We start from the raw sequence: 20,608 nt of genomic DNA on the forward strand, positions 1-20,608 counted from the left end.
CCCCGCCACAGCACCTTGGCCCGGTCGTAGTCGGGCATGCTGGACCACACGCCGGATTCGGCGGTTTCCTTGGCGCGGCCGACCGCGTCGTTGATGGCTTCGGGACCGCAGTCGGTGAATTCGGTGATCTGCTCTTCGGTGGCCGGGTCGATGATCGGAATCACCTCACCGGTGCCGGGTCGCTTGCGGATGTCGTCCAGTACGTCCTGCACCGTCATGGCGGGTGGGTCCCTTCGCTTCGTCGCGACTCTATCTCTGTAGAGATGGCGGTCATGAGTGTAGCCCAGCCCATGACGCAGCTCACATGAAGGCGATCGGACCTACCGCCAGGCGAAAACCGGTTGCTCCAGCTCGTCGACCGGATCGTGGCGGCCCTCCAGGCCGAGCCAGCGCAGCTGCAGCAGCACCGCACCGGTCGGCGCGTGGATGAGATCGTTTCCCAGCGGAATTTGAACAACGGGCCGCGGGCTTTCCGGAATGGTGATGAAGCGTGGTGAGTCCGCGCGCTGCAGTTGGTGGAGACCGACCCGGTAGACCGCTACCACCTCGTCGGGCGCCGGTTGAGGGTCGAGCCGTCCGCCGCCCCACAGCACCACGGGGGTGATGACGTATCCGGAGCGGGTCGGGTAGTCGTCGAGCAGACCCAATACCGCGGGGGCGGCGAGCGTGATACCGACCTCCTCGTACAGTTCGCGAAGCGCGGCGTCGACCGCATCCTCCCCGGGGTCCAGGCGACCACCCGGAAGCGCCCACTGCGCCGGATGCGAGTTGAGGCGGGACGTCCTGCGACACAACAGGAATGCGGCGCCGCCGGATACGTCGACCATGCGGCCGTCGAGGCCGGCCTCGGGCATCGGGCGTCCCGCGTTCCAGTCGTCCACCTGCGCCGGATCGATCCGGTCCTCGCCGACCTCCGAGTCGACGAGCAGGACTGCGACGGCCGCTTGCCGCTTCGTCGGGTCGGCCACGACGCGACGGTCATGACCTGACAGGTGGTCCCAGATCCGCTCGCGCAGTGCCTCGTCGTAGGGGACGGTCATTACCCGAGCCTAAGCGGGCCGCCGTGACCGATCCCACTCGCTCGGCGGTCCTTTTGGGAATAGCCGGCTAGGTGCAGTTTGCTGTATCCAACGATCGCGCGGCATCACGCTCGATCGCCAGCGAGTGCAACCGGCGAGGCGGACGTGACAACGACCATGCAGGCGACGACCACGCGGGCAGCGACAACGCGCCCAGCGGCGACGCTTGTCGTGGTGTCCACTGCGGGATTTTTGGCCAGCCTGGACCTCTTCATCGTCAACATCGCCTTCCCGGAGATTCGTCACAGCTTTGGCGCAGCGGACTTCGGAGCGATGTCGTGGATTCTGAACGCCTACACGCTCGTTTTCGCGGCATTCATGAATCCGGCGGGCCGGCTCGGCGACCGTTACGGCCATCGCCGGATTTTCCTGACCGGCTTGCTCGTGTTCACTTTGGGCTCGACCGCGTGCGGGTTGTCCGGATCGTTTGTGACACTGGTCGCCGCCCGTGCCGTTCAGGCCCTGGGTGCGGCGATGCTGATGCCGAGTTCGCTCGCGCTGCTGCTGGCCGCATTTCCGCCCGCCCGGCGTGCGGCTGCCGTCAGCACCTGGTCGGCCATCGCTGCGATGGCCGCCGCGCTCGGGCCTCCGGTCGGCGGATTCCTGGTCGAATTGTCCTGGCGCTGGATCTTTTTCGTGAACGTCCCGGTCGCACTGCTGGCGCTGATCGCCGGACTCCTGGTGCTCAGTAAAGCCAAGGGCACCGGTCGCGGCATTCCCGATCTGTTCGGTGCGCTCAGCCTGGTGGTGGGGGTTGGGGCGCTGGTGTGGGCGCTGATCGAGCTACCGGTCGCCGGATGGCACGCGCCGACGGTGCTGCTGGCCGCCATCGGTGCCGGGTGTGCGATCGCCCTGGCGGTGTGGCGTTCGCTGCACCACCCGTCGCCTGCCGTGGACCTGGCCGCGATAAGGGTCCTGCCGATGTGGTCCAGTTGCCTTGCGCTGTTGGTGTTTTCCGCGGCCCACGGTGCGATGCTGCTGGGCGGCGTCATGCTTCTCACCACCGTCTGGGGCATGCCGCCCGCCGTCGCCGGCTTGTGCCTGGCGCCGGGTCCGATCGTCGTCGTCGTTGTGTCGCTGACGTTGGCCGGCCGGCTGATCCACAAACTCGGCATCGCCGTTGTTGCCTCGATTGGCGCGGCGCTCTACCTGATCGGGATCGTGATCTGGCTCTGCAACATTGGTCCGATTCCCGATTACTTCACCGATTATCTACCTGCGCAACTGTTTACCGGCGCGGGCGTGGGATTGGTGATGCCGAGCCTTTCTGCCGTCCCCGGTGTGGCGCTGCCGTCGCACCGATGGGGAGCCGGCTCGGCAGTGACGAACACCGCGCGGCAACTGGGCATGGTGCTGGGCACGACGGCCCTGACCATGATCTACCAACCCGGCATCGACCTCGGTGCCGTGCGGCGCGGGTGGGCGTTCGTCGCGGCCGCGGCGGGCAGCGCCGCGCTCATCGGGGGCTTACTGGCGCTCCGGTGGAAAGGCGCCCCTGACGAGTCACACCAACCGTCCGAAGTCCAATGCGTTGGCGGGCTTGCTGATTAACTAGTCGGGATGGCCGACATCACCATGCTGATCCTCAGCGACCACGACTGGTTCCGTGAGCAATTCGCCAGGCTGGATGTTCTGCAAGCCCAGACACCGGTCGACCAGCGGGCGCTGGAACGGGTGTGGCGTCCACTTGCCGACAAGCTGGACGTGCACGCCTACATCGAAGAGAAGATCTTCTACCCGCAACTACTCACGCGCGGCACCGAAGACGCCGAAGGCGAGACGCTCGATGCGATCGGCGACCACAACGACATTCGCGACGGGGTGCGCGACGCGAACGCCGCGGCGATAGCCAGCGACGAGTGGTGGGCGGCGGTCGGGCGAACCCGCCTGGCCAACGATGACCACATGGGCGAAGAGGAGCGGGAAGGGTTGGCCGACTTTCGTCGTCACGCACCGGTCGGTCTGCGCGAAGCACTCGGGCGTCAATACCGAGAGTTCATGGCGCAGCATCCGACAACGAAGGGGCTATCGATCGTCGACCGTGACCCGGAGAGCTACGTCGCGGAACAGGAAGGCGCGGCGCGGTCGCCGCGCAAGGACTTCTCGCTCGGTATCGGCAGTCTGAAGGACGAATGACGATCCATGCGGCCTGGTGGACTACCAGGCCGCATGAACCAATTCTTCTTGGGGCGGTTTAGCCGTGGCCGGAGCCGCAGCCGACGCCCGGAAGACATCCGGTGCCGCCGGGGACGCCACCCGGGCCCGCGAACTGCCCGCCGGAGCCACAGCCGACACCCGGAACGCAGCCTTGGCCGCCGGGGCCGCCGCCGGGGCCAGTGAACTGGCCGCCGGAGCCACAGGTGCCGTTAGCGTCACAGCCGCCGCCACCCGGGTCCTGCTTGAAGACACTGTGGGTGGGTCCCGCCGTGGCTGGGGAGCCAATGGAGGCCTCAGCCGCGGCCACGGGCATCACGGCGATCGCTGCCGCAGCAGCGCCACCGATAACCAGCGGTTTCATGAAGTTGAGTTTCTCGAACATGGTCATAGAGGGCGTTATACCCCCTTCCACACATGTCCAAAACATCGAATTTCAGTCGTGATGATTGACGATGTTGATGACATTTCCGTCGGGTGCCCGGACGAAAAACCGTCGCAGACCCCAGGCTTCGGTGGTGAGCGGATGGACGATGTCGTAACCGAGCCGTTGTGCTTCGGCGTACGCCGCGTCGATGTCATCGGTGCAGACCGAAATCACCGAGTCTTCGGTAGCAGTTGCGTCACCGGTCACCAGTTGGAGCCGGGCCCCGGCGTCGGCCGAGGAGTACCGGGCCACCCAGCCCATGTTGAACTCCTCGTTGGTCAGCCCGAGGTAGTCGGTGTAGAAACCCTTGGCCGCTTCGATGTCCGCGACTCGAAGGTTGGCAAATATCTTCGTGGCTTGCATGCAGCTCTCCTGATGGTGTGAAGCCGGCGGCGACCTCCACGCTAGCGGCGATGCTCCGGTTTACGCTGGCGTCCATGAGCGGCAACCGGGTGTCCGGCGGAGTGGTGCACAAGCTGCCCGCAGACCTGCGCGAGGCGCTGCTTGCCAATTCGACGGCACTGGCGGCTTGGCAGGACATCACGCCCTTGGCGCGCAACGAGTTCATCTGTTGGGTCGATGACGCCAAACAAGACGCGACCCGAAAGCGCCGCATCCGCCGGACCCAGGAGGAACTCCAGGAGGGCCTTCGCCGACCTTGCTGCTGGCCGGGTTGCAAGCACCGCGAGCGCACTGGGAAATAGCCTCGGATCAACTCTTTACCCCTGACACATTAAGTACTACGCTCCGTGGTACTACGTTGCATAGTAGACACTCGGCTGGGCCCCATCGCAGCGGTTTCAGCCGCGAGGGGATGGTTGCCATGAACCTCCGACCGGCGGATACCGCGGTGCGCCAAGCCCAAGACATTGATGCGCGATATCACCCTTCGGCCGCACTACGGCGCCAGCTCAACAAGGTCTTCCCGACACACTGGTCGTTCCTGCTCGGCGAGATCGCGCTGTACAGCTTCGTCGTTCTGCTGATCACCGGCATCTACCTGACGCTGTTCTTCGACCCGTCCATGATCGAGGTCCCCTATCACGGCGTGTACCAACCACTGCGCGGTGTGCAGATGTCGCGCGCCTACGAGTCGGCGCTCAACATCTCGTTCGAGGTACGGGGTGGGTTGTTCGTGCGCCAGGTACACCACTGGGCCGCACTGATGTTCGCCGCGTCGATCATGGTCCATCTGGCTCGCGTCTTTTTCACCGGAGCGTTCCGCCGCCCACGCGAAGCCAATTGGGTCATCGGTTCGCTGCTGCTGATCCTGGCCATGTTCGAAGGTTATTTCGGATACTCGCTGCCCGATGACTTGCTGTCCGGCATCGGTCTGCGCTGCGCACTCTCGTCAATCATGCTGGGATTACCGGTAATTGGCACATGGCTGCACTGGGCCTTTTTCGGCGGCGACTTCCCGGGCACCACGCTGATTCCCCGGCTTTACGCGCTGCACGTTCTGGTGCTGCCGGCGATCATTCTCGCGCTGATCGGCGCACACCTGGCGATGGTGTGGTTCCAGAAGCACACCCAGTTCCCCGGCCCCGGCCGCACCGAGAACAACGTCGTCGGCGTCCGGGTCATGCCGGTCTTCGCAGTCAAGTCCGGCGCCTTTTTCGCACTGACTACCGGCGTCCTTGGCGTAATGGGCGGGCTCCTGCAGATCAACCCCATCTGGAACCTGGGGCCCTACACGCCATCTCACGTGTCGGCGGGATCGCAGCCGGACTTCTACATGATGTGGACCGAGGGCCTGCAGCGATTGTGGCCGGCATGGGAGATCTACGTGGGCCACCACACGGTGCCCGCAGCCGTTGGTGCCGCGATGATCATGGGCATTGTGTTCGTGGTGCTGACGATCTATCCGTTCCTGGAGAAGCGGTTCAGCCGAGATTACGCCCACCACAACCTATTGCAGCGTCCACGCGACGTGCCGGTGCGCACCGGGATTGGGGCGATGGCCATCGCCTTCTACTTGGTACTCACGTTGGGGGCGATGAATGACATCATCGCGCTGAAGTTCCACATCTCGCTCAATGCCACCACCTGGGTCGGGCGCATCGGCATGGTCGTGCTGCCACCGATCGTCTACTTCATCACCTACCGCTGGTGTGTGGGGCTGCAGCGCAGCGACCGCGCCGTCCTCGAGCGCGGCATCGAAACCGGCATCCTCAAACGGCTGCCGCACGGCGCCTACGTCGAACTGCACCAGCCACTGGGGCCGTTACCGCTGGAATATCAGGGCGCTCCGGTGCCGACGAAAATGAACAAGCTCGGCTCCGGCGGCTCGCCAGGCGCGGGCAGTTTCTTGTTCGCCGATCCCGACGCCGAGAACACCGCGCTATCCGAGGCCCATCATGCCGCCGAGCGCCGCGCGCTCACCGCACTGCGGGGTCGCTGAACCCAGCCCGCACCTAATAACCTCGTGTCATGGCTGGCGAGGCAGGCCGACATTTGCGGGGCTTGGACGCCGCGCCGCATTACCACGTCATCGCTGAAAATCAGGCAGGAGAGTTGATTTGCAGCGATGGGTTCGCCTGGCCGACCGCGCAGGGGTTCGCAGCAGACCTGATTTCGCCGCCCCCAGGAGCGCCGGTTTACGAACCGGTACAGACCGTCTGGATCGTTCAGGGTGAACCGCTGCGGTGCCCGCTCGCCCACGGTGACAACACCCCGGATGACGAGCAGGCCGCAGCAGGATTTCTGGAACGAGTGCTCCAGCAGCCACCGTTCTGGTCGGCGTAGCGAGAGCGAGTCCAGTCCAACGAGGCGCCTTCGTCACGGCAGATGCCGCGCGACATGATGTCGGTATGACCACCGAGATCCGTGTCCTCGACAGCGAGGGTGACCTGGTTGCCGCGGCGAATCTGTTCCGCACCGCGATGATCGGTTTCCCGCCCTTGGCGAATCTGGCGCCGGGACAGATCACCACCTTGCTGGAACAGGGCCGAACCGTCGGCGCCTTCGTCAAGGACCAACTCGTTGGCACCGCCGATGCCGTGACAAGCGGACTGACCCTGCCCGGCGGAACCGTCGTCGGCCATGCTGCTGTCACGCACGTCGGGGTTCTGCCGTCGTACACCCGCAAAGGCGTCGCTACCGATCTCATGCGTCATCAGTTGCACGACGTCGCCGCGCGCGGCGAGACCGTCGCGACACTGCGGGCTTCGGAGGCGACCATCTACGAGCGGTACGGCTACGGCGTCGCGAGTTCATCGCAAACCATCGAGGTCCAAACGGCGCGAGCAGAACTTCGCCCCGGTCTCGAGACAGGTGGCCCGGTGCGCCTGCTGGAGGCCGAGCGGGTGTGGGATGTGCTGCCCGGGATCTACAACCAGAACCGGCCGTCACGTCCGGGAACCATCGACCGCCCGGATGTGTGGTGGCACGGTGTACGACTCCGGTCTGAATCATCGCCGCCGCCTTCGTATGTCGCAGTGCACGGTGAACCGGGCTCTGAAACCGGGTTCGCTCGTTACCGCCCGATCGACACCGACAAATGGTTCGTCAGCGATCAGCGCACCATCGCGGTGGAAGACTTCTTCGCACCCGACACCACCACCTACCTCGGGCTGTTGCGATTTCTTCTCGGGCTCGACCTCATTGATCGCGTGGTGTTTTGGATGCTGCCGGTCGACGATCCGCTGCCATGGCTGCTGCTCGACCGGCGCGCCGCGCGGGTGGCCGCCACTCACGACGAGACGTGGTTACGTGTCATCGATGTCGAGAAGGCGTTGTCTGCAAGGCGATACCAGGGCGACGAGGATATCGTCGTCGCCGTCGACGACCCACTGCTGCCCGACAATTCGATCAGCGTGGCTGTCACCGGAGACGGCGCCGAACAAACAGACCGGCGCCCGCAACTGCGCGTTAGCGTGGCCGGCCTGGCCGCCGTGTTGCTCGGCGGCGCGACATGGCGCAGTCTGGCCGTCGCCGGGCTGGCGCACGCCGAGAATCCGTCAGTGCTCGCCGCGGCCGAGCGGCTGTTCGCGGTACATGAGGCACCACACGCCGGATTCTTCTTCTAGCGCGTCACCGTCCCGCGGTGCCCAGCAGTTCTGAGAGTTGCGCCGCCGAAAAGCGGCTCGGCCCAAGCTGATTGCGCACCGCTTCGCGCGACGCGCGCGCCAAGGCGGCGTTGAGCGGCGCGGCGATGCCGTGCTGGTGGGCGATCCGGACAATCTCGCCGTTGAAGTAGTCGGTTTCGACGTTGCCGGTGTTGCGGCTCAGCGACTGCCAGGTGGAATTGCTTGCGCCGGTATCTGAGCCGGGTACCGGCCGTGGCATCGGTCCGTCGACTCGGGCCGCGGTGGATACCTCAAAAGAGGTGAATTCGATTCCGGCGGAACGTAATACCTGCTCGGCCTCAGTGCGCAGTGCTGCCGTCACGTCGCTGACGTCGGCGTCCACCTCCGACAATGCGCCCACCGCGTTGCCGAGATTACTCAGCAGCTTGTTGTATTTCCAGGGTGCGACGTCGTCGACGGCGTTCACCCGGATGCCCGCGGCGCTCCACGTCCGGGCCAATTGCTGTAGGAATTCGTCATCGGCTCGCGTGCGCAGCGGCGCCGGCCAGCGTCCGATATGAAACTGTCCGACCACCGGCCATGACCGCGCGATCACTTCACCGGGTTCGAGGTGCACGGCAGGCAACCAGACGCAAACACCGAACACCCGCCGGAAATAGCGCAGCGCTTTCTCCTCGGCGACAACGCCGTTGAGCGCGGTCAACGCCGGCAGCAGGTCGCCGGCGCTACCGATGATTCCATCGGGCCCGTGGACCGGCTGATCGACCCACTGCTGCAGCGCCGCGTCCACTTGTTGGGTCTTGGTGGCGAACACCAGCACGTCATAGGAGGTCAACCGCAGATGCTCGGCGCCGGTCACCGCGGTGACCGGCGTGTGGAAGATGCCGTCGGGTGTCCTCAGCGTCAAGCCTGTGGTCGCCAGCGTCTCGCCGTGGCGGCCCCGCGCGACCAGCACGGTGGCGACACCGGCCCGCGCGAGCACTCCGCCCACCGTGCCGCCGATCGCTCCTGACCCGACAATGACGTATCGGCGGCCGTTTACTCCCGGTTCGTGCGTCTCGTCCAATGCCATTGGGCGAGAATACGTCTGCTGACTGGGCCGCGTTCAGACCAGGTAGTAGTAGTGCTTGGCGTCCCCATTGGTCGGGACGGCTTCCGCCGGAACCTGCTCGCCTGATTCATCGAAGCCGCGCAGCGCGTGAGCGTAACGGACGGCCTTCAGCGTGGCAGAGAATTCCTCGTCTTCTTCGGGGAACACCCGCTCGGACGGGAACCACTTGTCGAACCCGACGTTCGTCAGCAGCTTCCAGAGGTCCGGCTGCACGCCCGCCAGCAAAACCGTGACGCCGCGGTCGGTTTCCTCCCGAACGAATTTCTCGATTCGCTGGATGACGACGGCATCCGGGTGGCGTACCCGCTTGAGCCGCAGCACGAGGTATTTGATGTCGTCGTGCTTGATCCGCTCGCCCAGCGCTTCCAGATACTGCTCGAGATCGGGTGCGGCGCCGAAGAACAGTTCGCCCTCGAAGTCATAGATGACAGTCGACGGATCGGCCGGGTCACCCGGAACCCGCTCGCGGACCACTCGTTCGGGGGCGACCACCAACTCCCTGGCCTTGAGCTTGGCCGCGCGTGGCACGAACAGCAGGATCGACAGCGCGACACCAAGCAGCACCGCGGTGTCCAAGTCGACGAATACGCCGACGAGCGCGGTGATGATCACCAGCCCCGCGTCATAGCGGGACGCCTTGATCGCGTAGCTCAACCGCTTGATGTCGATCAGTCGCGCGGCAGTGATCAGCAACAGGCCGGCCAGCGCGGCCCGGGGCATGTAGTGCAGTAGCGGCGCGAACAACAGCACGATGATCGCGACACCGATGGAAGCAATCACGCCGGAGAACCGGGTCGCCGCGCCGGCCTGGTAGTTGATCGGCGAGCGCGTCACCGAACCCGAGCCCGGCACGGCCTGGAAGAAGCCACCGGTGAGGTTCGCCAGGCCTTCGGCGATGATCTGCCGGTTGTAGTCGATCTTCTGCCCGCTCTGGTAGGCGATGGCCTTGGCGATCGACAGCGCCTCGAGCAGTCCGATGAACGCGATGGCCAATGCACCCGGCGCCAACTGGGTCACTTCGTTGAGTTGTACGGACGGGATGTGCGGGTGCGGCAGGCTCTGCGGGATCTTCGCGGTCAGCTTGATCGCAGTGTTGCCGGTGTGATCCTCAGTCGCCCATCCGGCCAGATACGCAATCAGGGCCGCAAAGATCAGCGTTGCCAGCAGGTCCAGCTGTGGCAGCCCGAAGCGTTTCACCAAGCGCCGCAGCACGACGGCGAGGACGATGGTCGCGACGCTGATGATCAACGCGCGGTAGTTGAAGGCCTCGCCATGGAACAGGGTGAGGTAAGTCCGTTTCAGCACCGATTGCCGGCCGTTGCCTTGGTCTTTCACTCCCAGGGCATTGCCGAGCTGACCCAGCGCGATCAGAACGGCCGCGGACAGCAGAAAGCCAAGGATGACGGATTCAGAGATGTATCGCGTCAGATCACCGAGCCTGAACACCGCAATCAAAATCTGGAAGGTGCCAACCAGAACGCCCAGCAGGAACAGCGCCTCGAACAGGACCGTCCGGTTCTCCGGGTCGATGAACGCCAATGAGCTGAACACCAACAGGGATATGGCACTGGTCGGGCCGTTGACCAGATGCGACGACGACTGGAAAATCGACGCGACGAAGGTCACCACGATCGCCGAGTAGACACCGAATTTGGGGTCGACGCCGGCCACCAACGCGTAGGTGATGCCCTGCGGCAGCGACACCGCCGCGACCGTGAGGCCCGCTATCAGGTCACGACGTGCTTTGTCCCCGTCGTAGTTCAGGCTTTTGATGCGCTCCGCAATGCTCATGGCGTCTTCGTCTTTCGCCGTGGGTGTGCCGACGCGACTCTGGCCGGAGCCGAGGAGACCACGTCGTAGATGCCGTTAGTGCCGAAGAACTTCTCCTGCGCGTCGTACCAACTCTTGGCGATCGCAGTGACGGGGAACAGATTGATGGGCGGCAGCCGATCCGCATGCTTGGCCAAGATCTCGGGCTTGATCGGCCGGTAGCCGTACTGGGCGACGGTTTCCTGTGCCGGGTCGGTGTAGAGGTACTCGAGGTAAGACTTGGCGTAGGACGCCAGCTTCTTGTCCTTGAGATTTGCGTCGACCCAGGTGACCGCCGGTTCGGCGAGGATGCTGACCGGAGGATAAACGATTTCGAATTGGTCTTTGTTCTCCGCCACTTCCCGCAGGGCTTCGTTCTCCCAGGTCAAGTGGACGTCGCCGATTTTCTCGACAGAAAAGGTGGTGGCGGCGCCGCGTGCTCCGCTGTCAGCGACCTTGACGTGGCTCAACAACGCCCTGACGAAGTCGCTGGCCTCCTGCTCGCTGCCGCCGCGGGTTGTCACCGAACCCCAGGCCGCGAGAACGGTGAGCTTTCCGTTGCCCGAGGTGCGGGGATTGGGATTGATAATGTCGACGCCGTCTTTGATCAGATCCGGCCAGTCGTGGATGCCCAGCGGATTGTCTTTCTCGACGACGAACACGATCGTCGAGGTGTAAGGGACCGAATGGTTTGGCAGTCGGCTCTGCCAATCGCCCGCGATCAGTCCGCGCTTCCGCAGCGCGTCGACGTCACTCGGCAACGCCAGCGAAACGACGCCGGCCTTCTCATGGCCCTTGATGACCTCGGAAGCCTGCCGGCCCGAACCGCCATGCGACTGCTTGATTTCCACCGTGACGCCGGTCTTCTTCCGGAACTCGTCGACGAACGTCTTGTCGATCGCCGCGTACAGCTCGCGGGTCGGGTCGTAGGAGACATTGAGGATCTGATTCGGCGAGTTGTCGCGGTGCAGATTATGAAAGGCGAGCAGGCCGCCTGCGACGATGATCGCGACGATCCCGAGGATATTGAGCCGCGATACGGAACGCGGCAGTTTGCCGCGGCGCTTGGCCGGGGGCGCGGGCTCCGTCATTGTCGCCTCCTAGTGCTGGAATCGTGGGGTTGCCGGTGACCGGCCATGGACTGCCTGACGCGCTGATTGTTCTCACCGGCCGTGAGATTTGGAGCGTAGCTAGCACTTCCCTGAAAGACAGCTGTGTAAATCAGCCTGATCGCAATGGCCCAGTCCGGCTACCAGCTCTTCGCCAGTCAACCGCCGCCACCGGCGGCTAGATCTTGGTCGGCACGTATCCCGTCAGGCCACCGTCGACAACGAACTCCGATGCTGTTGCGTAAGAGGACTCGTCGCTGACGAGGAACAGCACAAAGTTCGCGATCTCGGCCGGCGACGCCCCGCGACGCATCGGAATGGGCGCCATGAACTCCTTCGTCACACCTTCGCTCAACGGCGTATGAACCAAGCCCGGGTGGATCGAGTTAACCCGAATGTTGTAGCGCGCCAGCTCTACTGCGGCAGATTTGGTGATTCCGCGCAATCCGAACTTGGCGGCGACGTAGGAGTGCAGGTTGGCGCTTCCGGCTAGCCCTTCGACGGACGACACGTTGACGATAGAGCCGCCGCCGGCGGCAATCATCGGCTCAACGACCGCGCGCATACCCAGATACGCGCCGGTGAGGTTGACGTCCATGACCCGCTGCCAATCCGACAATGACGAACCCCGCAGCGGCCCGACTTTGACTATCCCCGCATTGTTCACCAGCGCGTCGAGCCGGCCGAAACGTTCCAGAGTGGCCGCGAGCGCCTGGTCCCACAGCGCCGGATCCGCCACGTCAAGGTGCACGAAAATAGCCGCATCGCCGAGCTTTTCGGCGACCGACCGGCCGGCGTCGTCCAGGATGTCGCCGATCACCACACGCGCGCCCTCAGCTACCAGCGCTTCGGCATGCGCCGCACCCATTCCCCGCGCGCCACCGGTGACCAGCACCACCTTGTCCGCTACCCGAGCCATGGCCGCCTACCGTACGCCCGCCACGGCGCGCAGCTGATCCAGCATGCGGTCGTCGTCGTAGCCGGGGATGAGGTAGTGGCACACCGAAAGTCGCACCAGTGCCTGCGCCACGGCCTGTGGGTCGGACACCTGTCCCGCCAGCACGGGCGCTACCAGGTCGACCAGCAGCGGCAGCGAGGTGGCCATCTGCTCGAGCACCAGGCTGGGCTCGATCTCGATGAGACCGCGCATCTGATAGGAGGTGTAAAAGGCCGCCAAGAAATCCAGCAGTGCGTCGATTCGGTCGCGGCCGCTGCGGCCCTGCGTCGCGCGGTCCATGTCCTGACGCAGCAGCTGAAGTTCGAATTGGCTGAATGCTGATAGCAATTCGTCCTTTGACCTGAAGGATTTGTACAGCGTCGGGCGTGAAATGCCGGCCTGCGCCGCGACATCGGACAGGTTGAACTTGCCGTAGCCGTGCCGGCTGAGAACTTTGAACGCGGCCCGCAGGATGCGCTCGCGCATGGGATCCCCGGCCTCGGCACTAGCGGTCATTTACACCCTTTACTTGAGTTGTAAGCGATGTTAGCGTCGCGCCATGCCGTCTGCAAACCCTTCGGGCGCGACCGATTACGGCGACGTCGACTTCTTCAGCGATCCCCGACTGGTCGCCGACCCGTATCCCTTCTACGAGCATCTGCGGGCGCAATGCCCGGTCGCCCCGGTACCGCGCAACGGCGTGTTCGCAGTCACCGGGTACGACGAACTGACCGAGGTATATCGCGACAACGCGACATACTCTTCGGTCAACTCGTCGTTGGGCCCTTTCCCGCTCCCGTTCGAGGTACGCAGCGACGACATCTCCGACCTGGTCGAGGTACACCGCGACCGCTTTCCGATGAGCGAACACCTCGTCTCGTTCGATCCGCCCCGCCACACCGCGCACCGGGCGCTACTGACCGGACTCTTCACGCCGAAGCGGCTCAAGGAGAACGAGCAGTTCATGTGGCGACTTGCCGACCAGTTGATCGACGAATTCATCGCTGACGGGCGTTGTGAGTTCGCCTCCGCGTACGGCGGGGCATTTCCGTTCCTGGTGATCGCTGATCTGCTGGGCGTGCCCGAACGCGACCACGCGATGTTTCGCGATCTGCTGGCCGGTAACACACCGCCCGACGCTGCCTGGCAGGATGAAGACGGCACGGTCAACATGAATCCCCTTGCCTATCTTGACAAGTGGTTCACCGCCTATATCAGCGATCGCCGCGAGCAGCCCGCCCACGACATCCTGACCGAGATGGCGACCCAACGCTTCGCCGACGGGACGCTGCCCGAGGTGACTGATCTGGTGCGCATTGCCACGTTCCTGTTCATCGCCGGCCACGAGACCACCGCGCGCCTGCTGTCCAGTGCGCTGCGGGCACTGGCCGAGGACGCTGATCTCCAGCAATCGCTGCGCACCAACCGCGATCGCATACCGAACTTCGTCGAAGAGATGCTGCGGCTGGAGAGCCCCATCAAGAGCGACTTCCGATTAGCGCGTAAGACAACCACACTCGCGGGAGTCGAGATCCCGGCGGGCACCACCATGATGCTGCTGCCTGGTGCGGCCAATCGCGACCCCGCGCACTTCGAGTGTCCGGCGGAGTTGCGGATCGACCGTCCGAACGCTCGCCAGAACGTCGCATTCGCTCGCGGAGTGCACAGTTGTCCCGGTGGCCCACTGGCCCGGATCGAGGGCCGCGTCACCATCGAACGCATGCTGGACCGGCTGCGCAACATCAGAATTGATGAAGGCCATCACGGCCCGGCCGGTGATCGACGATTCCGCTATGTGCCGCTGTACATCATCCGCGGACTGCAGGAGCTGCATCTCGAATTCACCGCCGCCTCATGACCACCGAGGAGATACAGACCTGGATCGACAAGTCCGCGCTGACCGAACTGGTGGCGACGCTGTCGGCGGCCGTCGATCGCGCCGACAAGGCGGCGATCGTCGACTGCTACGCGCCGCAGTCATACGACGACCACGGCGGCTTCAAAGGATCCGGTTCGGAGTTCGCCGAGATGATATGTGCACCCGATGGGCGCGCGGAACAGCTGACCATGCACCACCTGCTCGGACAGTCAGTCTTTGACATCCGCGGCGACGAGGGTTGGGGCGAAACGTTTTTCGTCATGCATGCGCTGATCGGTGACCAGGTGACCGCCGGGTACGGCCGCTACATCGACTACTTTCAGCGGTTCGGAGATGCCTGGAAGCTCACCTACCGCAGGGTCGTGCCCGACGTCACCATCCCTGGCGACGATGCCTCACAGTACTGGCAGTCGCGCCGTGACCACACCGATCCTCGCTACGACCGCCGGACGGCGCCGCCTACTTAGAGCGACGCCGCGCCAGCAATTCGCGCACGGGCCGTAGCTGTTGGTCGTCACGCCCCGGTGCCCACAGTCCTATCAGGACGGCACTGACGGCTACCAGCACGCCGAGCACCAGCAGCGAAGAATGCATGGCGTCGATGAACGCCGTCTTGCTGACTTCCGACAGCCGGGCACCCGCCGGTCCCAGCCGTCGCGCGACCTCCAGCGCCTGGCCCAGCGACGTGCTCGCGGCGTCCCCCACCGACCTCGGGAATCCAATCAGGTTGGGCGCCAACGTCTTCGCATACCGCGCGGCCAGCATCGACCCGGCGAGCGCGATGCCGAGCGCGGCACCGATTTCCCGGCTGGCGTCGTTGACCGCCGAGGCCACCCCCTGCTTCTCGTCGGGCGCGGTCGTCATGATCACCGACGTCGTCGGCGCGGTGCACAATCCGATACCGGTGCTCATCACCAACATCGGCCACGCTGCTCGCCAATAGGGCGATCCCACTTTGATGCCAAGCATGCAGAGCGACCCTGCCGCGATCAGCAGGAGTCCGCTGAACACCACCGCGCGCAGACCGAGTCGGGGCAGATACCAGAACGACAGCACAGACAGCACCAACATCGGACCCAGGAGCGGACTGAGCGCAAGCGCCGTCTTATTGGGGCTGTAGCCGAGGATCAACTGCATGTACTGCATGAGCAGGAACATGTAGCCGAACATCGACAGAAAGAACACGGTGATGGTGGCCGCGCCGGTGGCGAACGCGGGAACCGCGAACAGCCGCACATCCAACAGCGGATAACGCTGCCGCACCTCGACAAAGCCGAAAGCCAGGCCCAGCAGTAGCCCGACGCCGATGCTGGTAACCACCAGCGGGTCGGTCCATCCACGCGCCGGCGCCTCGAGAATGCCGAACACGAGCGTCGCCACGCCGCCGCCGATAACCAGCGCGCCGCGCCAGTCCAGTGGCTTGGCGTCGGCATCTCGCGAACTCGCAATCGTCAACGTCAAGATGAAGATGGTCAAGGCCGCACCCGCGAAGGCCCAGAAGATGGAATGCCACGACCAGAAATTCAGCAGGCCACCGGATCCGAGCATGCCGATGACGGCGCCCGATCCGGCGACACCGGCCCAGATGCCGACGGCCTTGTTCCGCTCCTCTTTCGGGTAAGCGGCAGTGATCAACGACAGCGTGGCGGGCATGATCAACGCCGCGCCCGCGCCGGCAACCCCGCGGGAGACGATGACGATCAATGGATCGGACAGCACCGCCGGTACCAGAGACGCCCCCGCGAATACGGCCAGCCCGACCAGCATCGCGCCCCGTCTGCCGTAGCGATCACCCAGCGCGCCGGCCGGCAATAGGAGACAGGCGAGGACCAAGGTATAGCTGTCCACGACCCAGGTGAGCTGAGTCTGGGTGGCCGACGTCGCGATCGCTATGTCAGGAAGCGCGGTGTTCAGCGCCACCATCGAGGAGATGACCAGCAGCACGCCGAAGCACGCCACCGTAAGCAGCCACAGCCGGGCCCGCTCTGACAAGCCGGCGAGAGCGAAGTCGCTGTCTTGGCCTGGGTGAGTCACAGCATTGGCCACGCGCCACCCCCTTCAGCGATGCAGTTGCCCCCTCAAGGCCGATCCCCTACGAGACTAACAGTCTCGTTTCTCGCTTGCCATTTACGCGGCGAGATCAGGTCGGCGCGGGCCCGACCAGCAGCTGTTTGATCACCGGGGCGGCCCAGCGGCTGAGTTCCTCGCGACTGAGGCCGGCCACCGGTGGATTCACCAGCACGTATCGCGTGATCGCGAGCCCGATCACGAACGCGCCCATCAGGCCGATCCGCTGCACGGGATGGTCGGGGGTGGCGGTGATCAGTTTGGGCGCCACCTGCTCGGCAAAAACTCGGCGTAGGGTCTCGGCCGCGAGCGGGCTGGTCATCGCGGCCCGCAACAGCGCCAAGAATGTTTCGTCCTCTTCCCACACCGCGAAGAAGCGGGGCAGCAAGATGCCGGCGACCTCGTCGGGATCGACATTCGACAGATCGGGAAGGTCGATCTCGAAGTCCGCTGCCGCCGCGAACAAGTCCTGTTTGCTGCCGAAATACCGGATCACCAATGCCGCGTCCACACCGACATCGGAGGCCACGGCCCGCAGGGTCGTCCGCTCGTAGCCTTCGGCTCCGAAGCGGCGGCGCGCCGCGGACAGGATGTCGGCGCGTGTCTGCGCAGCGTTGCGGGGCCGAGTGACACTCATGACGGCGCCGGGCCGACGAGAAGCTGCCGAAACACCGGTGCCGCCCACAGCCGAAGCTCTTCGCGGGTGAGGTCTGCGGCCGGGACGTTGCCCAGCACCGACCGCGTCGCGGCCAGCCCGATCACGAATGCGTCCGTCAACGCGATCCGCTGCTGGTCATAGTCGGGGGTGGCGGCCTTCAGCGTCGGCGCGACGTGAACAGCGAGGGTCTCGTTGAGTTTGTCGGCGGCCACGCGGCTGGTCATCGCCGCCTGCAGCAAGGCCATGAACGAGTGGTCCTCTTCCCACACCGCGAAGTAGCGCGGCAACAGCATGTCGGCGATGTCGTCAGGATCCGCATCGGTTAGATCGGGAAGCTCGATGGTGAATTCGGTGGCGGTGGCGAACAGGTCCTGCTTGCTGCCGAAATACCGGGTGACCATCGCCGCGTCCACGCCCACGTCTCCCGCGATCGCGCGAAGGGTGGTGCGGTCGTAGCCGTCCGCGGCGAACCTGCGGCGCGCGCAAGCCAGGATGTCCGCCCTGGTCTGGGCGGCGTTGCGCGGTCGTTTTGTCATCGTTCACCACTTTATGTCATCAGCCGTTGACTAGGTCCGCCGCCGCGCGTATGTTCAAGTCACCAACTGTTGACAAAAGTCATCGGTTGTTGAGATCGAAAAAGCGGGTGGCCCTATTGAACGTCTGTCAGCCGAGAGACGTAGTAGCAGATAGACCCACTGGCAGTCGGTCACAAATTTCAGCAGCGGCAACGGTGCCGGCAACCAACGTCGTCCAGGACAGGTGAGTCAGATGAGAAAGCCCAAGAGCGGCAATGAGTTTCAGGCCCATAAGGCCGGCAGTGTCATAGCGGGTGTGCAGGGCGTCCTGCCAGAACATCACTATGCGCAACATGAAATCACCGACATGCTGGCCGGACTTCCCGCATTCAGGGAGCACGGGGATCTGCTCCGTAAGTTTCACGCGAGTTCCAAAGTCAACGGTCGTTACCTGGTGCTGCCGCTCGAGGAGTACGCCTCGCTGACCGACTTCGGCAAGGCCAACGACGTCTGGATTGAAAACGCGGTCGAGCTCGGCTGCGCGGCGATCTCCGCGGCGCTCGACGAGGCGGGGCTGCGTCCGCAGGATGTCGACGTGGTGATGTCGACGACCGTCACCGGTCTCGCAGTGCCTTCGATCGAAGCCCGTATCGCGACGCGCCTGGGACTTCGCCCCGATGTACGACGGGTGCCGATGTTCGGTCTTGGCTGCGTCGCCGGTGCCGCCGGAGTGGGCCGGCTTAACGATTATCTGCGCGGCGCGCCCGATGACGTCGCGGTGCTGCTGTCGGTGGAGCTGTGCTCTCTCACCTTCCCCGCGACCACCCCGTCGTTGACTTCCCTTGTCGGTACATCGCTGTTCGGCGACGGGGCCGCGGCGGTCGTTGCGGTCGGTGCCCGTCGCGCCGAGCAGATCGGCGCCCGTGGACCCGAAGTGCTCGGTTCGCGCAGTCACCTGTACCCGGACTCGCAGGACACGATGGGATGGAATATCGGTTCGACCGGTTTCGGTCTCATCCTTTCCCCAGACGTCGCCAGCGTCGTCGAGCAGTACTTGTCCGACGACGTAGCCGGCCTGCTGGCTGCGTACGGGCTTGAGATCCCGGACATTGGCGCATGGGTCAGCCACCCGGGTGGTCCCAGGGTCATCGAGGCGATCGTCTCATCGCTCGGATTGCCCTCCGACGCACTGGAATTGACGTGGCGGTCGTTGAGTGAAGTCGGTAACCTCTCGTCGTCGTCGGTGCTGCACGTCCTGCGTGACACGATCGCCAAGCAGCCGCCGAGTGGCAGCCCGGGAATGCTGCTCGCAATGGGCCCCGGCTTCTGCTCCGAGCTCGTCATGCTGCGCTGGCGGTGAGACTGCGATGACTTGGTACGCGTTGTTGGTCGTCGCGGTCGCCGTCGAGCGACTGATCGAAGTGCGGGTTGCCGAACGTAACCGCGCCGCCAGCTTGACGCACGGCGGCGTGGAACTCGGGGCCGGACACTATCCGGCGATGGTGGCCTTGCACATCAGCCTGCTAGTGGGCTGCCTGGTCGAGCCGATTGTGCTGCACCGCAGCTTCATACCCGCGTTGGGCTGGTCGATGTTCGTGGTGGTGCTGGCCGCGCAGGCACTGCGCTGGTGGTGCATCACAACTCTGGACTATCAGTGGAACACCCGCGTCATCGTCATTCCGGGCGCGAGCCGCGTGACCGGCGGCCCCTACCGGTTGATACCTCATCCGAACTACGTCGCGGTGATCGCCGAAGGTGTAGCGCTGCCATTGGTGCACTCGGCATGGATTACCGCGCTGGCTTTCTCGATCCTCAACGCATGGCTGCTGAGCACCCGGGTCAGGGTCGAAAACGCCGCACTGGCGAGCCTGACATGATCGATCTTCTGGTCGTCGGCGGCGGGCCGGCCGGTCTGGCTACTGCGATCCACGGTGCTCGGGCGGGACTCCAGGTGGTTGTCGCCGAGCGCCGCCGGGGATCGATCGACAAGGCGTGTGGTGAAGGCCTGATGCCGCACACCTTGCGCCATCTGCAGGGTCTCGCGGTCCACCCGCTCGGCAAACCGATCCGGGGTATCAGCTACCGGGACGGTGCCCGGCACATCGAGGCGAATTTCAAGCGCGGTACCGGGCGCGGTGTGCGCAGGACCGTACTGCACGGCGCGCTTCTCGACGCCGCAGTCGAGGCCGGCGTTGACATCGTCCAAGACGAGATCCGTGAGATCGATCAGGACGTCGACAGCGTTCGCGCCGGACGCTGGCGGGCCCGTTACCTCGCCGCGGCAGACGGGTTGCATTCGCCGATCCGCCGCTCGCTGGGCTTGGAGCAAACCAGTCCCGGACCGCGCCGCTGGGGCATCCGCCGGCATGTGCAGATCGCGCCGTGGTCGGACTACGTCGAAGTGCACTGGGCGCCGGGTGCCGAGGCATACGTGACACCTGTTGCTGACGATTGCGTGGGCATCGCGCTGCTCAGCTCCGGGCGCGGCGGATTCGATCGCCACCTCGAGGAATTTCCGGCCCTGCGCGATCGGATCGAGGGCCATCCGCACGAGCCCGACCGCGCGGCCGGACCGTTGCGGCAGAACGTCTCGAGCCGCACCGCCGGACGGGTCCTACTTGCAGGCGACGCAGCGGGCTATGTCGATGCGCTCACCGGCGAGGGTCTTGGCTTGGCTTTCGGTGCCGCCGAACTACTGGTCGACTGTGTGATGAGCGGCCGACCAGAGGATTACGACCGTCAGTGGCGTCAATTGACTCGGCGCTACCGCATGCTGACTGCGGCTCTGCTTCAGGCTTCCGCCTACGCTCCCGCCCGGTCGCGTATCGTGCCGGC

General features: G+C 64.8%; 23 protein-coding genes. 11 read left to right on the forward strand and 12 right to left on the reverse strand.

The window, feature by feature from the left end; genetic code table 11:
* Together VN856_RS19800 and VN856_RS19805 are read right to left on the reverse strand one after the other, a co-directional pair.
* The coding region (locus tag VN856_RS19800) for an aldehyde dehydrogenase family protein (RefSeq protein ID WP_325692090.1) at nucleotides 1–218 on the reverse strand (218 nt) is incomplete at its 3' end.
* A gap of 102 nt (nucleotides 219–320) precedes the next feature.
* Nucleotides 321–1,040, reverse strand: a complete 720-nt coding sequence (locus VN856_RS19805; protein WP_325692092.1) for a CoA pyrophosphatase — start codon at nucleotides 1,038–1,040, stop codon at nucleotides 321–323.
* A gap of 144 nt (nucleotides 1,041–1,184) precedes the next feature.
* On the opposite strand from VN856_RS19805, the gene VN856_RS19810 reads away from it, so the two are divergent.
* The gene (locus VN856_RS19810) at nucleotides 1,185–2,630 is read left to right on the forward strand and encodes an MFS transporter (protein ID WP_325692093.1); all 1,446 of its coding nucleotides are present in this window, start codon (nucleotides 1,185–1,187) and stop codon (nucleotides 2,628–2,630) included.
* A 9-nt stretch (nucleotides 2,631–2,639) separates the two neighbouring features.
* Nucleotides 2,640–3,215, forward strand: coding sequence for a hemerythrin domain-containing protein (locus tag VN856_RS19815; protein ID WP_325692095.1), 576 nt, complete (start codon nucleotides 2,640–2,642; stop codon nucleotides 3,213–3,215).
* Between the two features lie 58 nt (nucleotides 3,216–3,273).
* Here the strand turns inward: VN856_RS19815 and VN856_RS19820 are convergent, their stop codons facing one another.
* Nucleotides 3,274–3,597 (reverse strand): PE-PGRS family protein, encoded by a 324-nt coding sequence (locus VN856_RS19820; RefSeq protein ID WP_325692132.1) that lies wholly within the window; start codon nucleotides 3,595–3,597, stop codon nucleotides 3,274–3,276.
* A 72-nt stretch (nucleotides 3,598–3,669) separates the two neighbouring features.
* A complete protein-coding gene (locus tag VN856_RS19825; RefSeq protein WP_325692096.1) occupies nucleotides 3,670–4,023 on the reverse strand; it encodes a glyoxalase superfamily protein in 354 nt (117 codons plus the stop codon).
* Nucleotides 4,024–4,097: 74 nt separating this feature from the next.
* Between VN856_RS19825 and VN856_RS19830 the strand changes: the two genes are divergently transcribed.
* The 4 genes from VN856_RS19830 to VN856_RS19845 all read left to right on the forward strand — a co-directional run bounded on the left by VN856_RS19830 (nucleotide 4,098) and on the right by VN856_RS19845 (nucleotide 7,688).
* On the forward strand, nucleotides 4,098–4,364 hold the full coding sequence (locus VN856_RS19830) for a YdeI/OmpD-associated family protein (RefSeq protein WP_325692098.1): 267 nt from the start codon (nucleotides 4,098–4,100) through the stop codon (nucleotides 4,362–4,364).
* A 119-nt stretch (nucleotides 4,365–4,483) separates the two neighbouring features.
* Nucleotides 4,484–6,061: a cytochrome b gene (locus VN856_RS19835; RefSeq protein WP_414687006.1), complete on the forward strand. Its 1,578-nt coding sequence runs from the start codon at nucleotides 4,484–4,486 to the stop codon at nucleotides 6,059–6,061.
* Between the two features lie 29 nt (nucleotides 6,062–6,090).
* Entirely contained in the window at nucleotides 6,091–6,405 is a 315-nt protein-coding gene (locus VN856_RS19840; RefSeq protein WP_325692102.1) for a hypothetical protein, read from the forward strand.
* A gap of 65 nt (nucleotides 6,406–6,470) precedes the next feature.
* Complete coding sequence (locus VN856_RS19845) at nucleotides 6,471–7,688, forward strand: GNAT family N-acetyltransferase (protein ID WP_325692104.1); 1,218 nt, start codon at nucleotides 6,471–6,473, stop codon at nucleotides 7,686–7,688.
* 4 nt (nucleotides 7,689–7,692) lie between these two features.
* Here the strand turns inward: VN856_RS19845 and VN856_RS19850 are convergent, their stop codons facing one another.
* From VN856_RS19850 to VN856_RS19870, 5 genes are all read right to left on the reverse strand, one after another.
* Nucleotides 7,693–8,760, reverse strand: coding sequence for a ketopantoate reductase family protein (locus VN856_RS19850; protein ID WP_325692106.1), 1,068 nt, complete (start codon nucleotides 8,758–8,760; stop codon nucleotides 7,693–7,695).
* A 33-nt stretch (nucleotides 8,761–8,793) separates the two neighbouring features.
* Complete coding sequence (locus VN856_RS19855) at nucleotides 8,794–10,590, reverse strand: SulP family inorganic anion transporter (protein ID WP_325692108.1); 1,797 nt, start codon at nucleotides 10,588–10,590, stop codon at nucleotides 8,794–8,796.
* Nucleotides 10,587–11,699 carry a sulfate ABC transporter substrate-binding protein gene (locus VN856_RS19860; protein WP_325692110.1) on the reverse strand — a complete coding sequence of 371 codons (1,113 nt, stop codon included), beginning with the start codon at nucleotides 11,697–11,699 and terminating at the stop codon, nucleotides 10,587–10,589. The genes VN856_RS19855 and VN856_RS19860 overlap by 4 nt, the downstream gene beginning before the upstream one ends.
* 196 nt (nucleotides 11,700–11,895) lie before the next feature.
* Nucleotides 11,896–12,636: a glucose 1-dehydrogenase gene (locus VN856_RS19865; protein WP_325692112.1), complete on the reverse strand. Its 741-nt coding sequence runs from the start codon at nucleotides 12,634–12,636 to the stop codon at nucleotides 11,896–11,898.
* A gap of 6 nt (nucleotides 12,637–12,642) precedes the next feature.
* Nucleotides 12,643–13,170 (reverse strand): helix-turn-helix domain-containing protein, encoded by a 528-nt coding sequence (locus VN856_RS19870; protein ID WP_325692114.1) that lies wholly within the window; start codon nucleotides 13,168–13,170, stop codon nucleotides 12,643–12,645.
* A 43-nt stretch (nucleotides 13,171–13,213) separates the two neighbouring features.
* Here VN856_RS19870 and VN856_RS19875 point away from each other — a divergent pair, with 43 nt between their 5' ends.
* Both VN856_RS19875 and VN856_RS19880 read left to right on the forward strand, forming a co-directional pair.
* Nucleotides 13,214–14,512 (forward strand): cytochrome P450, encoded by a 1,299-nt coding sequence (locus VN856_RS19875; RefSeq protein ID WP_325692116.1) that lies wholly within the window; start codon nucleotides 13,214–13,216, stop codon nucleotides 14,510–14,512.
* Nucleotides 14,509–15,000, forward strand: coding sequence for a nuclear transport factor 2 family protein (locus VN856_RS19880; RefSeq protein ID WP_325692118.1), 492 nt, complete (start codon nucleotides 14,509–14,511; stop codon nucleotides 14,998–15,000). Before VN856_RS19875 ends, VN856_RS19880 begins: the two co-directional genes overlap by 4 nt.
* On the opposite strand, the gene VN856_RS19885 is transcribed toward VN856_RS19880, so the two are convergent.
* The 3 genes from VN856_RS19885 to VN856_RS19895 all read right to left on the reverse strand — a co-directional run bounded on the left by VN856_RS19885 (nucleotide 14,993) and on the right by VN856_RS19895 (nucleotide 17,794).
* Nucleotides 14,993–16,579, reverse strand: a complete 1,587-nt coding sequence (locus VN856_RS19885; RefSeq protein WP_325692120.1) for an MFS transporter — start codon at nucleotides 16,577–16,579, stop codon at nucleotides 14,993–14,995. The genes VN856_RS19880 and VN856_RS19885 overlap by 8 nt on opposite strands.
* Before the next feature lie 94 nt (nucleotides 16,580–16,673).
* Complete coding sequence (locus VN856_RS19890) at nucleotides 16,674–17,237, reverse strand: TetR/AcrR family transcriptional regulator (RefSeq protein ID WP_325692122.1); 564 nt, start codon at nucleotides 17,235–17,237, stop codon at nucleotides 16,674–16,676.
* Nucleotides 17,234–17,794, reverse strand: a complete 561-nt coding sequence (locus tag VN856_RS19895) for a TetR/AcrR family transcriptional regulator (RefSeq protein WP_325692124.1) — start codon at nucleotides 17,792–17,794, stop codon at nucleotides 17,234–17,236. The genes VN856_RS19890 and VN856_RS19895 overlap by 4 nt, the downstream gene beginning before the upstream one ends.
* A gap of 232 nt (nucleotides 17,795–18,026) precedes the next feature.
* Here VN856_RS19895 and VN856_RS19900 point away from each other — a divergent pair, with 232 nt between their 5' ends.
* The 3 genes from VN856_RS19900 to VN856_RS19910 all read left to right on the forward strand — a co-directional run.
* Complete coding sequence (locus tag VN856_RS19900; RefSeq protein ID WP_325692126.1) at nucleotides 18,027–19,133, forward strand: type III polyketide synthase; 1,107 nt, start codon at nucleotides 18,027–18,029, stop codon at nucleotides 19,131–19,133.
* 7 nt (nucleotides 19,134–19,140) lie between these two features.
* Nucleotides 19,141–19,650 (forward strand): isoprenylcysteine carboxyl methyltransferase family protein, encoded by a 510-nt coding sequence (locus VN856_RS19905; protein ID WP_325692128.1) that lies wholly within the window; start codon nucleotides 19,141–19,143, stop codon nucleotides 19,648–19,650.
* A partial coding sequence (locus tag VN856_RS19910) for an NAD(P)/FAD-dependent oxidoreductase (RefSeq protein WP_325692130.1) occupies nucleotides 19,647–20,608 on the forward strand: 962 nt, incomplete at its 3' end. The genes VN856_RS19905 and VN856_RS19910, both read left to right, overlap by 4 nt.

Origin of the sequence: Mycobacterium sp. (genome assembly GCF_035603715.1) — a bacterium.
In the GTDB taxonomy this organism is placed as follows: Bacteria; Actinomycetota; Actinomycetes; order Mycobacteriales; family Mycobacteriaceae; genus Mycobacterium.